Annotated in this window: 12 protein-coding genes and 1 pseudogene; 5 read left to right on the top strand and 8 right to left on the bottom strand. The window is 60.9% G+C overall.

Features of this window, described 5'->3' with window-relative positions; all coding sequences use genetic code 11:
- The 5 genes from NKH41_RS34260 to NKH41_RS27995 all read right to left on the bottom strand — a co-directional run.
- The coding region (locus NKH41_RS34260; RefSeq protein WP_502906061.1) for a Y4oE-related protein at positions 1 to 413 on the bottom strand (413 nt) is incomplete at its 3' end.
- 849 nt (positions 414 to 1,262) lie between these two features.
- The gene (locus NKH41_RS27980; RefSeq protein WP_352934990.1) at positions 1,263 to 2,348 is read right to left on the bottom strand and encodes an MBL fold metallo-hydrolase; all 1,086 of its coding nucleotides are present in this window, start codon (positions 2,346 to 2,348) and stop codon (positions 1,263 to 1,265) included.
- Positions 2,336 to 2,887, bottom strand: a complete 552-nt coding sequence (locus NKH41_RS27985; protein WP_352934993.1) for a hypothetical protein — start codon at positions 2,885 to 2,887, stop codon at positions 2,336 to 2,338. The genes NKH41_RS27980 and NKH41_RS27985 overlap by 13 nt, the downstream gene beginning before the upstream one ends.
- Positions 2,888 to 2,925: 38 nt before the next feature.
- Positions 2,926 to 3,375 (bottom strand): (2Fe-2S)-binding protein, encoded by a 450-nt coding sequence (locus NKH41_RS27990; protein ID WP_352542524.1) that lies wholly within the window; start codon positions 3,373 to 3,375, stop codon positions 2,926 to 2,928.
- A 13-nt stretch (positions 3,376 to 3,388) separates the two neighbouring features.
- Positions 3,389 to 5,578, bottom strand: coding sequence for a xanthine dehydrogenase family protein molybdopterin-binding subunit (locus NKH41_RS27995; RefSeq protein ID WP_352934996.1), 2,190 nt, complete (start codon positions 5,576 to 5,578; stop codon positions 3,389 to 3,391).
- A 223-nt stretch (positions 5,579 to 5,801) separates the two neighbouring features.
- Between NKH41_RS27995 and NKH41_RS28000 the strand changes: the two genes are divergently transcribed.
- The 5 genes and pseudogenes from NKH41_RS28000 (at position 5,802) to NKH41_RS28020 (ending at position 10,086) form a co-directional block, all read left to right on the top strand.
- On the top strand, positions 5,802 to 6,683 hold the full coding sequence (locus NKH41_RS28000) for a LysR family transcriptional regulator (protein WP_352934998.1): 882 nt from the start codon (positions 5,802 to 5,804) through the stop codon (positions 6,681 to 6,683).
- Between the two features lie 1,258 nt (positions 6,684 to 7,941).
- A pseudogene (locus tag NKH41_RS28005) lies at positions 7,942 to 8,584 on the top strand (DUF2130 domain-containing protein).
- A 187-nt stretch (positions 8,585 to 8,771) separates the two neighbouring features.
- Positions 8,772 to 9,119 carry an ArsR/SmtB family transcription factor gene (locus NKH41_RS28010; RefSeq protein ID WP_352473191.1) on the top strand — a complete coding sequence of 116 codons (348 nt, stop codon included), beginning with the start codon at positions 8,772 to 8,774 and terminating at the stop codon, positions 9,117 to 9,119.
- Between the two features lies 1 nt (position 9,120).
- Complete coding sequence (locus NKH41_RS28015; RefSeq protein WP_352935001.1) at positions 9,121 to 9,627, top strand: SRPBCC family protein; 507 nt, start codon at positions 9,121 to 9,123, stop codon at positions 9,625 to 9,627.
- A 6-nt stretch (positions 9,628 to 9,633) separates the two neighbouring features.
- Positions 9,634 to 10,086: an MAPEG family protein gene (locus tag NKH41_RS28020; protein WP_352473188.1), complete on the top strand. Its 453-nt coding sequence runs from the start codon at positions 9,634 to 9,636 to the stop codon at positions 10,084 to 10,086.
- Between the two features lie 863 nt (positions 10,087 to 10,949).
- On the opposite strand, the gene NKH41_RS28025 is transcribed toward NKH41_RS28020, so the two are convergent.
- From NKH41_RS28025 to NKH41_RS28035, 3 genes are read right to left on the bottom strand one after another with little or no spacing between them, the layout of a single operon-like run.
- Positions 10,950 to 11,828 carry an SMP-30/gluconolactonase/LRE family protein gene (locus NKH41_RS28025; RefSeq protein ID WP_352935004.1) on the bottom strand — a complete coding sequence of 293 codons (879 nt, stop codon included), beginning with the start codon at positions 11,826 to 11,828 and terminating at the stop codon, positions 10,950 to 10,952.
- A 35-nt stretch (positions 11,829 to 11,863) separates the two neighbouring features.
- Positions 11,864 to 12,826 carry a 3,5-dioxohexanoate:acetyl-CoA acetone transferase gene (gene kce, locus NKH41_RS28030; RefSeq protein WP_352686489.1) on the bottom strand — a complete coding sequence of 321 codons (963 nt, stop codon included), beginning with the start codon at positions 12,824 to 12,826 and terminating at the stop codon, positions 11,864 to 11,866.
- Complete coding sequence (locus NKH41_RS28035) at positions 12,823 to 13,770, bottom strand: 3-hydroxyacyl-CoA dehydrogenase (protein ID WP_352935007.1); 948 nt, start codon at positions 13,768 to 13,770, stop codon at positions 12,823 to 12,825. Before NKH41_RS28035 ends, kce begins: the two co-directional genes overlap by 4 nt.
- Positions 13,771 to 13,773: the final 3 nt, after the last annotated feature.

A 13,773-nucleotide genomic window follows, 5' to 3' on the forward strand; every position in this document is an offset into this window, starting at 1 on the left:
CGGTCAAGGCTGGCGCAGCACGCGCCACAGCGATGCGGCTCTGGCCTTGACGGGCTGACTTCGGTCCGGCGTTCTCTCGACAAGCAGGCAGTTCCCTCGTCGAACATGATTTCCCTATCGGGGAAAAGCCTGGACGAACTCTCTCCGACGCTGCTTCCACTTCGGCAAAGATAGGCGAATACCCGAAACCAGAACCGGTACTCCCGTATCCGCCCGTAGCAATACGCCGACACCGCGCACCAGGCGATTGCGGTTGCGGCTGTCTTTCCCCGCAGGGCAGTCGCTGCCTCTGCAGCTTCAGGCACGGTCCGTTTCTGCACGGCGGCATCGCGGTTGAAGGCATCCAACAGATTGGGATCGCTCACCGCCCGATGGTGAGATGCCGCAAGAGGGCTCTGCGCTGGCAATTCCATGGCGGTTGAAGGGTGACGTGAGGCAGACGCTTCACTGCAAGCTGAGGGGTTCTCGGCTGAAGCCGGAAGTTGGGTTGGACGGGATCTTAATATCGCGCCTCCATTTTTCAGCCGCGGAAACAGCAGCCAGCCCGCCGCCTCAGGATCTTAGGACGCTGCTCGCCGTGAAAAGAACTGTTCCGGCATGTTCTGCCGGGCGATGCGCACCAGATCGCTAAGCGCCGAGCGGATTTGCGGCCAGGGGAACTCGGAGCATTCCCCCCAGGCCTTACCCTCGTGCAACACGGCCTCAAGCTTGCCCGCCACGCCGGCGACAGTCGTGGCAGGCGTCGTTGAGAACGCTTCCAGCAGATCCTTCGCCCGGTCGCCAGCCTCGCACTCGGCCTTGAGCGCGGCGGTGTCCGCTCCAAGCGGCCGACATCCTTTGCCCGCAGCTCAAGCGCCGGCAAATCTCCGCCGCCAGCCTCGCGCCGAAAGACTGTGTGAGATATCCGGGCTAGATATGCGCCACATTGATGCGCGCCTGCCTTGGGTGACTCCGAAGGCTGTGACAATCCAATTTGGTCTGCTACGTCGGTCCAGCATAGCTGCAGAAACGACTTCATGTCCAAGTTCACGCAGCTTGCGCGCGAAAGGCGTGATCTCACAGCCTCCATGCCAGCCGCCCGCCACGATAACAACGTTCGCCATCCGTCAACTCCTCGTCAATGCCCTGCCGTGGGGCACGTCAAGCCCTGCCGCCGTGCAATTGCGAAGGCTTTTGCTGTGGATAGGTTCTGACGTTCGACCATTGCCAATACCTGCTCAGGTTCGCAGGCCGTGAAGGTTGAATCCACAAACAGTATTGCGTTACAGCCCGGAGATATCCGGCTTGCCCTGGACGACGAATGTTTCGAGCATCGCCCAGCAATTGTCCCGCAGGTAGGTTTCGGTCCCGGCGAGCCTGTCGCGCCATTTCGTTAGCAGCCCATCATGCATCTGGGAGACCAGGGCCTGCTCATAGCCCTGATGAAGGTCCCAGGCTGTTTTGCCACTGCGCCCTGGCGGATGCTGCTTCAGGAAGGCGGGAAAGGACAGGCTCGCGTAGGCCTGTTCCGCCGCCTCGACGAGGTCCTTCACCAGTTCGACCTGGGTCTCGACATCCGCGCGGTTTCCAGGACGACTGACGTGGCCGGCGACCAGCGTCTCGAAGTCGTAGGCAAGAACCGTGCGGTGTGCTTCGACGAAGCCGGGAATATCGACGGCGAGGCCGAGATTCTTATAGGGCATCCAGCCGGGATAAACGACGTCGATGAACATCAGGGTCTTCTGGCGTGGCGCGAAGATGAAGATGTTGTCGATCGAATGGTTGATGCCCTTGTAGGCCAGTTCGAGGCGTTGGTTTCCCTGCTCAAGGGTATAGGTCGTTTCGAAGGTTACAGTTGGAGCCGGGCGCCGCTGGTCCTTCCGCGATGAGAGCAGTTCGGCTGTCCGGGCGTGGGCCACGATCGTAACGTCCTTTGCAAACAGATGCGCGCCGGCGATATGGTCGACATGTTCGTGGCTGTAGACCAGATGCGTCACCGGCTTGTCCGTGACGTCCGCGATAGCCCTAAAGTAGTTTTCCCCAAGGCTGGGTGGCGCATCGCAAGCGATCACCCCGGTCGAAGAGACAAGAAACATGGTGCTGTAGGCACCATCCGTAACCCAATAAAGCCCATCGCCAATCTGCTGGACAAGGTAGCCTTTGCCAGGGTCGACCACAGGTCCCGCACCAGGCGTCGTAGTCGTGCTGCTGGCCGCAAGGGCGGGATGAATGCCGCACCCGCACAACCCGGCCCGGACGGCTGTCGCACCGGCCACATATTGCAGGAAGTGGCGGCGACCTCGGTCGGCGGCGCCTTTGTTCAGTGTGTTGCGATCCGGCAGATCCTCAGGGTTGGCTATTTCGGACACTCGGCTCCGCTCCTCATCCAGATTTCGGCATCCATCACGAATTCATCATAGGGGATCGGCGGGGTCGTTCGTGCTTGCCCGGTCCGATCGGTACCTGGTGACCAGGCCCATCTCACAAGCGTCGATCTGAAATGGTTGATGACCTGATCGCCAGTGCGGTTTCCGTTGTGCCGCGGGTCTTTCAAATGTTCGCAGAGCTCATTTGTCGAAAGGCCGTCCCAGCCCATGCTGAGTGGCGCGAGGCGCCAGTTCTCGTCGGCGCCGGGGACGCCGCTGGCCGCATTGTTCGATTTTCCATGACAGGATGAACATGGCAGGCCCGCCGCACCATGATCCGCGGGTCCACGCGCCACACGAAACAGATGTCGATGCCGGTCGTCGCCCTGGCGCGGATAGTCAGTCAATGTGTGGCAATTCTGGCAACGCGGGCTTGTCATGACGCGGGCGACCTTCGCGAAGGCGTCGGCTGAGGCCGTACTGCCGCCGTTCGTTTGCGACCACAGCGGCTGCACGAACGCCGAGACGGCGGCAATCGTCACGCCGACGAGCGCTCCCAGCGCAAGCCGATGGCCAGTCATCACGCATCACCCGCAGCGCGATGCACCGCGGCGCGGATGCGGGCATAGGTGCCGCAGCGGCACAGATTGGTGATTGCCGCATCGATGTCTTCATCCGTCGGATGCGGCTTGTCGTTGATCAGCGCGGCGGCGGCCATGATCATGCCGGACTGGCAATAACCGCATTGTGGAACCTGCTCTGCGATCCAGGCCTGCTGCAAGGGATGCGAGCGGTTATCCGAAAGTCCCTCGATCGTCGTGACATGTTTGTCCTCAGCTTCACCGAGCGAAAAGGAACAGGAGCGCACGGGCTGGCCATCGACATGCACTGTACAGGCGCCGCAGGCAGCGATGCCGCAACCGAATTTAGTGCCCGTCAGGCCGAGGTGATCGCGCAATGCCCAAAGCAGCGGCATGTCCGGCTCGGCGTCGACCGTGACCGCGCGACCATTGACGGAAAATCGTGTCATTGCGTTGCTCCCGTCAGATCCGCTGGTAGCCGCTGCGCGAAATCGGCAGGGCTCGGATGCGCTCGCCTGTCGCGGCGAACACGGCGTTGCAGAAAGCGGCGTGCGTCGGCACGGGACCAATCTCCCCGACGCCTGTCGGCTTGGCGCCGCTCTCGACGAACCGAGTCGTGATGACAGGCGTCTCGGACACGTGCAGCGGGTCAAACTGATCGAAATTCGTCTGTTCGATCTCGCCGTCTGCGAAGGTTACCTCGGTGTGCAGGCCGGAAAGTCCCCAGACCACGCCGCCCTCGATGTTGGATTTGGCAATGCCTGGGTCGAGGGTCTGGCCGATATCGACGGCGCTCCAGACATGGTGACACTTGATGGTCTTGTCCTTGACGGAGAGTTCGACGACTTGCGCGATATAGCCGCCGAATGCTTTGGCGAGCGCCAGACCGCGGAATCGCCCCGCCGGTAATGCAGCCGGCCAGCCGCACAGCGCGCCGACAGCGTTCAGCACCGCGACCGCGCGGGGATCGGAAGCGGCAAGTCTCAGCCGATACGAAAGCGGGTCGGCATTGGCGCGGTGCGCCAACTCGTCGATGACGCTTTCCAGGACGAAATTGTTCGGTCCGTGGCCGGTCGTGCGCCAGACGGAAACCGAGAGCGGCGTGTCGACGCGATGTTGTTCGACCGCATAGTTCGCAATGACGTAAGGCGTCTCGGTCAGGCCCTCGACGGCCATGCCATCGTATGCCGCCGGCGGCATGATCGGCCGCGCCCAGTCGCCCTGTGCCTTGATGACACCGCGCGGGAATATGTAGAGCATGTGGGACGGCGAGACGACACGATGCGTCATCGCCGCCGGCAACCCGTCATTGCCGAGAGACGCCTTCACCGCATGGACCATTGGCGGGCGGTAGGCGTCGTAGCGGAAATCCTCTTCCCGACTCCAGATGACCTTGACCGGGCGGCCGGCGGCCTTTGCAACCAGGATCGCGATCTTCGCGAAATCCGCGAGCAGCCGCCGCCCAAAGCCGCCGCCCAGCAACGTTCTGTGGATGATGATCTGGTCGTCGGCGAGACCCAGCATCTGCTTGGCGACAGCGTGGGTGATCTCGACGCCCTGTGTCGGGATCCACAACTCGCACCGATCGTCCGTCACATGGGCCGTGCAGTTCATCGGCTCCATCGTCGCGTGCGCCTGCACCGGAATTTCGAAGATAGCCTCAAGCGGGCTGTCGGCAGCCGCCAGAACGGCAGAAGCGTCGCCCGCTTTGACTTTCGTGTCGAACGACGCGGATTTCAGCAGCGCGCTATATTCGGCCCTTTGGCCACTGGTTGAATATCCGGCGAGTGGACCCGGCTTGAATGTAAGCTCTGCGCCATCGAGAGCGCGCTTCGCCGTCCAGTAGTCATTGGCAACGACAGCGAGGCCGGACGGAATTTCGACGACGGCAAGCACACCGCGCTCAGTCTTGATCGCCGTTGGGTCGAAGGCCGCCAGCGATCCCCCTTGCGAAGGAGCGCGGCGGATGGCGGCCACCGCCATGCCGGGCACTTTCACGTCGATGCCGAAAATCGCCGAGCCATCGACTTTCGAGGGTATGTCGACGCGTGGCTGCGGCTTGCCGATCAGTTCCAAGCTGCTTGTCGGCCTGAGATGAGGATCCTTTGGAATATCGAGCCTTGCCGCGTCAGCGGCAACCGAACCAAAACTCACCACCCGGTCAGTCGGATCATGATGGATGCGGCCCTGGTCGACGCGAAGGCTCGCAGCGGCAACCCCCAGACGCGTCGCGGCCGCGCCGACGAGCATCTCGCGTGCGGCGGCGCCAACGGTGCGCATGATCGGGAAGAAGGTCGAGATCGATTCGCTGTTGCCGGTGAACATCCATTGATATTGCGGGTGCCGGTATGCGGGATCGAAATCGGCCCATTCAAGCGCGACGCGCGACCAGTCGGCGCCGAGTTCGTCGGCGAGCACCAAAGGAAGGGTGGTTTGGATGCCCTGTCCCATTTCCGACTGGGAGAGCATGATCGTCACCATGTCGTCTGGATCGATGCGCAGCCAGGCATTGATGAATTTGTCGGGGAGTGAAGATGCGGCCCGCGCTTTGACGGTGACCTGCGCCGACAGGAGCAGAGCGCCGGTCGCGACCAGCAATTGCCTTCGATCCAGCGATCCGACCTTGGTCGGTGCGCCCAGTGGACTATCCATCAAGTTCAGCGATCCCTTCTTGCGACCGGCCACTGCCACGACCGAACCTCTCGCCTTCGATCATAGGATGAGTCATTATTCGTTCAACTGAAATCGCTGGATATGTGATATGAACAATTCGGATATCATGGCTGAACAGGATGGCTGGTGCAGCAAGTAGGAGATGCAGTTGACTAGCAAAGCCAACACCGATCAGCAGAAACTGCGCCGGCTCGACTTCACCATGCTGACGATCTTTCGGGATCTCGTTCGATTGCAAAAGACAACGCTTGTTGCGGCTACGCTGGGTGTCAGCCAGTCTGCCGTCAGCCATGCGCTGGCTCGGCTACGGGAACTCTTCGACGATCCCCTGTTCGTCAGGCGCCCGAACGGTCTGGAACCGACACAGCGTGCCTCACAGCTTCTCCCACAAGTCGAAGTCATTCTTCGACTTGCCCAGGATGCACTCAACGTTCCCACGCACTTCGACCCCGAAACATCCACGCGCTCGTTCCGGCTCGCCGGCAACGACCTTGTCGGCGCCGTGATTGCCCCGCCGCTGATAAGGACGTTGCGTGCCGAGGCACCTGGATGCCGGGTGGCGTTTCAATTCGCTGTCGGAACCGAAAGCCTGAACGCCCTGCGCACCAACGAAATGGAGATGGCGATCGGGCGCGTCTGGGATCTGCCCGACGAGTTCCGGGCCGTGCCAGTCTTCGAAGAAGACTTTGTCGTTGTTGTCAGGAAAGACCATCCGGTCGCTCACCACGCGGCGATGTCGCTCGAAGAATACCTATCGCTCGATCACATCCTCGTCTCATTCAGGGGTGGATTTCATGGGATGGTCGATCAGGCTCTGAAGAAGCGCCGGCTTCGGCGCCGGGTTGTCGCCAGCGTCCCGATGTTCATGACGGCCATGGGCGTTGTGGCGAGCGGTGATCTCTCTTCAACGGTCCCGGCCCGGCTCGCCGCCAAATACGCCGATCAGTTCGGGCTTGCGGTCCTGAAAACGCCACTCGCCATTGATCCGTTTACGTTCAGCCTCGTGCGGCATGCACGATCGACGTCGGACGTTGGCCTGGATTGGTTGTCGGCAAGGATAATCGAGAGCGCCTGCCCGCCCTGACCCAAAAAGGAATAAGAAGAAACCATGGCCTTGTTCGGGATTTGACGCACACCGGACTCTTGGTCACGCTGGACCGATGACAAGGGGCGTGCTGCTGGACCTCGCAGGCGTCAACCATGTGGTAAGACCGCTATACCAGGCGAGGTCGACGCCGTCGCGCAGTTGCGGCAGTCCGGTTTGGCCGACGCATAGTAAGCAATGCCACGCGCTCTGTTGGTTTGTCTACGCTATTATAGCCGTGCAGTACGAAAACTACAACAACTTGAACATGTTAGAGGCAGCGCAATCGTACAAAGACCGGCATTGGGAACAACAGTAAAGGTCGCCTGACAAACTCCTAATTTGTAGGTCACAGGTTCGATTCCTGTGGGATCACCACTCAGTCACAGCAAATATGGCCCAAGCTAAATTAGAGCAAGGCTAGGCGATTCCGTTACCGGCCATCCTGGTCGGTGACCCACTAGCTTTCAAAGCAGCCATCAGCATAGGCCCGACCGAAAACTCCCCGGCCCTCGCCTTCTCAGTCAGCACGCGCAGATACATCGCCGATCACATGGACTTCATGGAGCCGCAGAAAAATGGTTCACTTTTTGTTCTTTTCCGAAAACGCGTGGCGAGATATATAGTCTGGCGTGTCCTTTAACTGATTCCTTAGGGAGGCAGCGCGCAGATGACCGTCCAGCCCATCAATACCATGCTGCAGGGGGACAGGATTCTCAATGAGCCGATAATCAGCTGCCCAAGCTGCAAGACGGAAATCAAGCTCAATGAGTCGCTCGCGGCCCCTTTGATTGCTGCCACGCGTGAAGAATACGAAATGCGCCTGGCGCAGAGCAAGGCATCGATGGCTGCCAGAGAAGAGGAGCTCAAGCGCCAGCAGGCCGAGATCGTCGCCGCCAAAGAGGACATCGCCAACCAGGTGGCTGGGCAAATCAAGCTTGAGCGTGCCGGAATCGCGGTCGAGGAAGCCCGCAAGGCAAAATTGCTGCTTTCGGTAGACCTGGAGGACAAGGATAAGAAGCTTGCCGAGCTGGAGGCGACGTTGAAGGCGCGCGACGAAAAGCTCACCGAGGCCCAGCAGCAACAGGCGGAATTCCTGAAAAAGCAGCGTGCGCTTGACGACGAAAGCCGGGAGATGGCGCTGACCATCGAAAGGAAGATCCAGGAGGGGCTGGACGCCGTTCGCGTCAAGGCGAGGTCGGAAGCGGAAGACGGGCTCAAAATGAAGGTCGCGGAAAAGGAAGAACAGATCGCAGGCATGCAGCGTCAGATTGAGGAGCTGAAGCGCCGTGCGGAACAGGGTTCCCAGCAGCTGCAGGGTGAAGTTCTGGAGCTTCAGCTGGAAGCCCTCATTGCCGGCCGGTTCCCGATGGACGTCATTGAACCGGTTGCCAAGGGTGAGTTCGGCGGAGATGTCCTGCACCGCGTCGTCGGACCGGCCGGCCAGCCATGCGGACATTGCGCTTATGATCTCGGAAGCTCTGCCTGCCGGTGTGGAAACCTTCGATCTTCTGGACGGGGTCTATGTCGCCCATCCCAAATGCGCGATGCCGATCGCAATCATGCTGCGACAATCACTCATCGAGCTGGCGAACTCCCGCCTCGCCCAGGACGGCCAAGCCACCAAAATGGAGCAGGTCTATGGCTATCTGACCGGTCCGCGGTTCCGCCATCGCGTCGAGGCCATCGTCGAAAAGTTCTCTGATATGCAGGAGGACCTGGCCAAGGAACGCAAGGCCACAACACGCCTGTGGGCCAAGCGGGAGGCTCAAATACAAGGCGTAATCGAGTCGACCGCGGGGATGTATGGCGACTTGCAAGGCATCGCTGGAAAGGTGATGCAAGAAATTGACGGCTTGGAGGTCCTGGCCATTGAAACATCTCCGCCCGGTGCCGAATAGGCAATCGGTATGCAGCTCAACAGGAAAACGATTGGCAATCTGGAGCGGCTTCCCCAGACATACCCATCGGACTGCTCGGATAGGGTAAGCAAAAGAAGCCCGCCCACCCGACGCAATCGTCGTGCCTAGCCGACGGCCTGTTATCTAAGGTCTTGACTCGTTAATCGCCATATGGCTATATAGTCATATGGCAATATATGGACCCACCGGCGACCGTCTGAGCAAGGCATTCTCGGCCCTCTCCGATCCCACGCGACGCGCGATCCTGGCCCGCCTTGCGACGGGCGAAGCCACGGTGTCGGAACTGCTGGCACCATTCGAACTCAGTCAACCCACGATCTCCAAGCATCTCAAGGTGCTGGAGGATGCGGGTTTCATCGAACGCGGACGTGATGCGCAGCGGCGACCGCGCAAGCTGGTGACAACGGCTCTCAAGGATATTGCCGACTGGGTAGAGCCGTTTCGCAGCCAATGGGAAGACAGGCTCGACAATCTGGATCGCCACCTCGAAAAAATGGGCAAAAAGGAGAAGTAGCATGCTGGCAGGGATCGCGAACACCGACCTGATACTCGACCGGGACACGCACACGATCATTCTGACGCGCGTGCTTGCTGCGCCCTGTGAACAGGTCTTCGAGGCATGGACGCAGCCGGAGCATGTGGCATGCTGGTGGGATCCATCAGGCGAACCGCTCGCACAATGCGAGATCGACCTGCGTCCGGGAGGGGCCTTCAGGTTCGTCAACCGGCATCCCCCTGGCGCCAACCAGTTCGCTGGCGTCTATCGCGAGATCGCACCGCCGCGTCATCTCGTCTTCGAAGCAATGGGGGCGATCGGGCGTGTCATTCTCGACCAGACTGGCGGCAAGACGTTTCTGACGGTGAGGATCGAGTGCGGCTCGGCGGAACGGTTGGAGCAATATCTGAAAATGGGCATCGACACCGGAACGGCCAAGACATTGGACAACCTTGCCGCACATATTGGCGCGATGGCACAACGGACATCCAGCTCTCCGTCAACTGCTCCGAGCAGCGGCGAGTAACATTAGATGCAACAATCAATCTGGACAGCGGCAGATGCGGCTCTGGTGGCGTATGCCATCACTTGCGTCGTTCTATGCCTTAATCTTCTGATGCTCTGGGCTTCCAGCGGGGCGATCCGCGCGAAGGGTGGCGTGGCAATCAATCCGGAGGATGGGGCTCGCTATGGTGTACCTGTGTCAGAAATTGACCCGCCAACTGTCGCGCGGCTCCTGCGCGCACACCGCAATGCCGAGGCCACGATCTATCCATTTCTGCTGCTGGGCCTGCTCTTTGTTTTCACGGGAGGAAAGGCAGCAATTGCAATTCCCATTTTCGCAATTTTTGTAGTCGCCAGGATCGTACATTCGATAGTCTATCTGAAGGCCATGCAGCCTTGGCGCACGATCGCTTTTGCAGTCTCCCTGCTCGCAATCGTTGTCCTGATGGGCGCCGTAGTCCACGATTTGCTCTTTGCCTGAGGTAGAACCGTATATCAGTACCGAAAGCTCCAATCCTGTCGTTCACGGACGTCGTCGCCATCGAGGCCTGCGTGTCGACTAGCGAAAGACTGACGAGGACGTCTGTTTGGGGTCGAACTTGCCTATTGGGAGAGCGGACATTCGCGGACCGCCACACTGCTATAGTCAATGCTATGGATCGACTCCAGCGCCTGGTGCACGCGCGGCGGCCGTGATGATTTTGTCGGGATCGTCGGTCCAGACGAAGGGCTATGACTGCAGCTTGTGGTCGATGACGAAGCGGTTGATAGCGGAATCCAACCTGCCCTCAACACAGGACTGGTGATAGCCGGCGCAGCGCCTGTCGTGCTGCCGCCATCGGTGCTCTTCGTTTTCTGAAGCGCTTCTTCGTGGACTCGATCGTAAGAGCATCGTCAGGGCGACCTGCGGTTTTCCACTATTATGATCGGCTCGTGCCCGAATTTTCTATCAACGTCGCCGCGACTCGAGTATTAGGTTCCGCTTATGGAGCGTCGACACGCCATGCGAAGGATCAGGGACGGGCTTTGGGAAGTCTATGACATAGACAATGAAAAGGTTGTCTTGGTGGACAGCGTAGCTCTGACCGATTTGCGGGACGAAGAGGCACTCGATGCGTTGGAGTTGCTAATGGGTGGATTTCTTGTTGCGAGCAGGTTTCCAACGCTCGGTTGATGGTTTCTCCAGGGACATGTTCGCGCGCACGTCAGGCGAAGGCGCCTCAAGCCTCTCATTGTGGGTTCCATCAGAACCGCAGGGCACGAGCTTCCAGCACCAGTTGCCCTGCGGCGGGACGTTGGGGTGGCACCAAGCAGGCAGGAAGGACATCGCCATTACGCACCGATTTACGCGGCAAATCTTGGCTCGGGAACTCCCGTTATGCCGAGGCCGGTGATGGCAAAAAGGCTGCCGCGTAAAACTCCGTCGCCCGGAAAGCGCGGCAGCGGCGGCTTGGCCATCGAAGTGACGTACAGGGTGTCGAGCCTCGGCCCGCCGAACATGACGCTGGTGATCTTCTTGACGGGCATGTCGATGATGCGATCAACGCTGCCGTCGGGCGCGTAGCGGACCAGCCTGCCGTCATAGACCAGCGCGTTCCACAGGAATCCTTCCGCATCGACAGTTGAGCCGTCAGCCGCCCCTCCCCGGCTGGTATCGACACGCGTGAAAGTGCGCCGGTTGGTGGCGGCACCGGTTGCGATGTCGTAGTCGTAGGCCCAGATCTCGCCGGTCCAGGTGTCGGCGAAATAGAAGGTGCGGTCGTCCGGGCTCCAGCACGGACCGTTCGAGCAGATGATGCCGGAATCTATTCTGGTAACGGAGAAATCCGGATCGAGCCGGTAGAGTCCGCCGGAGGGTCCCTCTTCCATCGTGTCCATTGAGCCGGCGAAGAAGCGGCCGCGCCGGTCGACCTTGCCGTCATTGAGCCGGTTCATCGGCCTGTCCGGCTCCGGATCGTGAATCGGCGTCACCTCGCCGGTGGCGAAATCAAGCAGATGGAAACCGCGCTGCAGCGATACCACCGCGCCACCTCCGTCCTTGCGCAATGCCATCGAACCGATCTTCATCGGCACGTCCCAGCAACGGATCTCGCTCCCGTCGGCGGTTGCCCGAAACACACGCCCGTCGAAACTGTCGATCCAGTAGAGGCGCTCCTGTTCAACGTCCCACAACGGTCCCTCGCCCAGCGTGGTCTTCACGTCCACCACGACTTCGATCTTCATGCCGTCCTCCTCCGTTCGAACCTTGCAGAAGCCGGTCAGAACGCGACCTGGTCGCCGCCCTTCAATGACAGGATTTCGCGGGCCTCGTCGGGCGTTGCCACTTCCATGCCGAGGCCTTCGACGATCTTGCGGGCGAGCACCACCTGCTCGGCATTCGACTTGGCAAGCCTGCCCCTACCGGCCCAAAGACTGTCTTCGAGCCCAACGCGAATGTTGCCGCCAAGCGCTGCCGATTGTGCCGCGATGCGCAACTGGCTGGCGCCCGCACCCAGCACCGACCAGCGGAACTGGTCGCCGAACAGGCGATCGGCGGTGCGCTTCATATGGGCGACGTCTTCCGGGTGCGTGCCGATGCCGCCGAGCAGGCCGAACACCGACTGCACGAAGAACGGCGGCTTCACCAGCCCGCGATCGGCGAAATGGGAGAGGTTATAGAGATGGGCGATGTCGTAGCACTCGAACTCGAAGCGCGTCCCATTGTCGTAGCAGGTTGCCAGTATGTATTCGATGTCCTTGAACGAGTTGCGGAAGACCAGATCACGCGTCGCTTCCAGATGCGGCTTTTCCCAATCGAACTTGAACGTCTCGTATTTGTCGGCGAGGTGATAGAGCCCGAAATTGATCGAGCCCATGTTGAGCGAGGCGACCTCCGGCTTGAATTGGGCGGCGGGGCGCACACGCTCCTCCACCTTCATGTAAGGACTGCCGCCGGTGGTGATGTTGATGGCGGCATTGGTGCCTTGCTTGACGCGCGGCAGGAAACGCGCGAACGCCTCTGGCGTCTGGTCGGGCTTGCCGGTCTCGGGGTCGCGGGCATGCAGATGCAGGATCGCCGCACCCGCCTCCGCCGCCGCGATCGCCTCGCGCGCGATCTGGTCCGGCGTGATCGGTAGATAAGGCGACATAGTCGGCGTGTGGATCGCCCCCGTCACCGCGCAGGTGATGATGACCTTGCCGCTGGGTTGCTGGGCGCCGGGCTTGCGGCTTGTTTGCGTCATTGTCCAAACTCCTGATCCGACTTTTTCTTGTGCGCCGCCAGCGCCATCAGCCGGCGGTCGCGCCAGACCTGCCGTTCGCCGAGTTCTTCCCGCGGCAGGCGCTTGCGACGCTCGGCCTCGACCGTCTCCATGACCTCGCCGGCCCAGTCGACGCGGCGCAGCATCTGCGGGAAGATGTTGGAATAGATCGCCTGATAGCGCTCGACATAGTCGCGCACACCACCGGGTGCATTGAGGTCGACCGTCTCGAACGGACCCATGAACGACCAGCGCAGCGCCAGCCCGTCGCGCAGGCCAGTGTCGACGTCCTCGACGCTGGCATAGCCGTCGGCGACGAGCCGAAACGCCTCCTCCAACAGCGCGCCTTGCAAGCGGTTCATGATGAAGCCGTCGAGCTCGCGCTTCATCACCAGTGGCGCATGGCCCGCCTCGACAAGAAACGCGCGGGTCCTTTCCACCGTTTCGGCGGAGGTCCATGGCGCCGGCACCACCTCCGCTGCCGGGATGAGATAGGGCGGATTGATCGGGTGCACGACGAGGCAGCGATGGCGCCCCTCAAGATGATCGGTGAATCTCGACGGCAACAGCGCCGAGGTGGAACTGGCGATCACCGCCTGCGGACCGGAAAGTGCGTCGATGCGGGAGAACACGTCACGCTTCACCTCGAGGTTTTCCGGCGTGTTCTCCTGGACATGGACGGCATCGGCCAAGGCCTCGCCAAGCTCCTCCACAATGATGATGCGGCCAAGCACGGTATCGACCGCCTGTCCCCGCAGCAGATCGTTGGCGCCAAGGTCGCCGAGCACCCCAGCGATATAGTCGCGCGCACCGCTGGCCGCGGCCGGCGCCTGGTCCCACATGCGCACATCATGGCCGGCACGAGCGAAGCTGATCGCCCACGCTCGCCCGATGAAGCCGCTTCCGACAATTGCTACCTTCGCCATGAT

The organism is Mesorhizobium sp. M1169, assembly GCF_040318345.1.
Classification (GTDB): domain Bacteria; phylum Pseudomonadota; class Alphaproteobacteria; order Rhizobiales; family Rhizobiaceae; genus Mesorhizobium.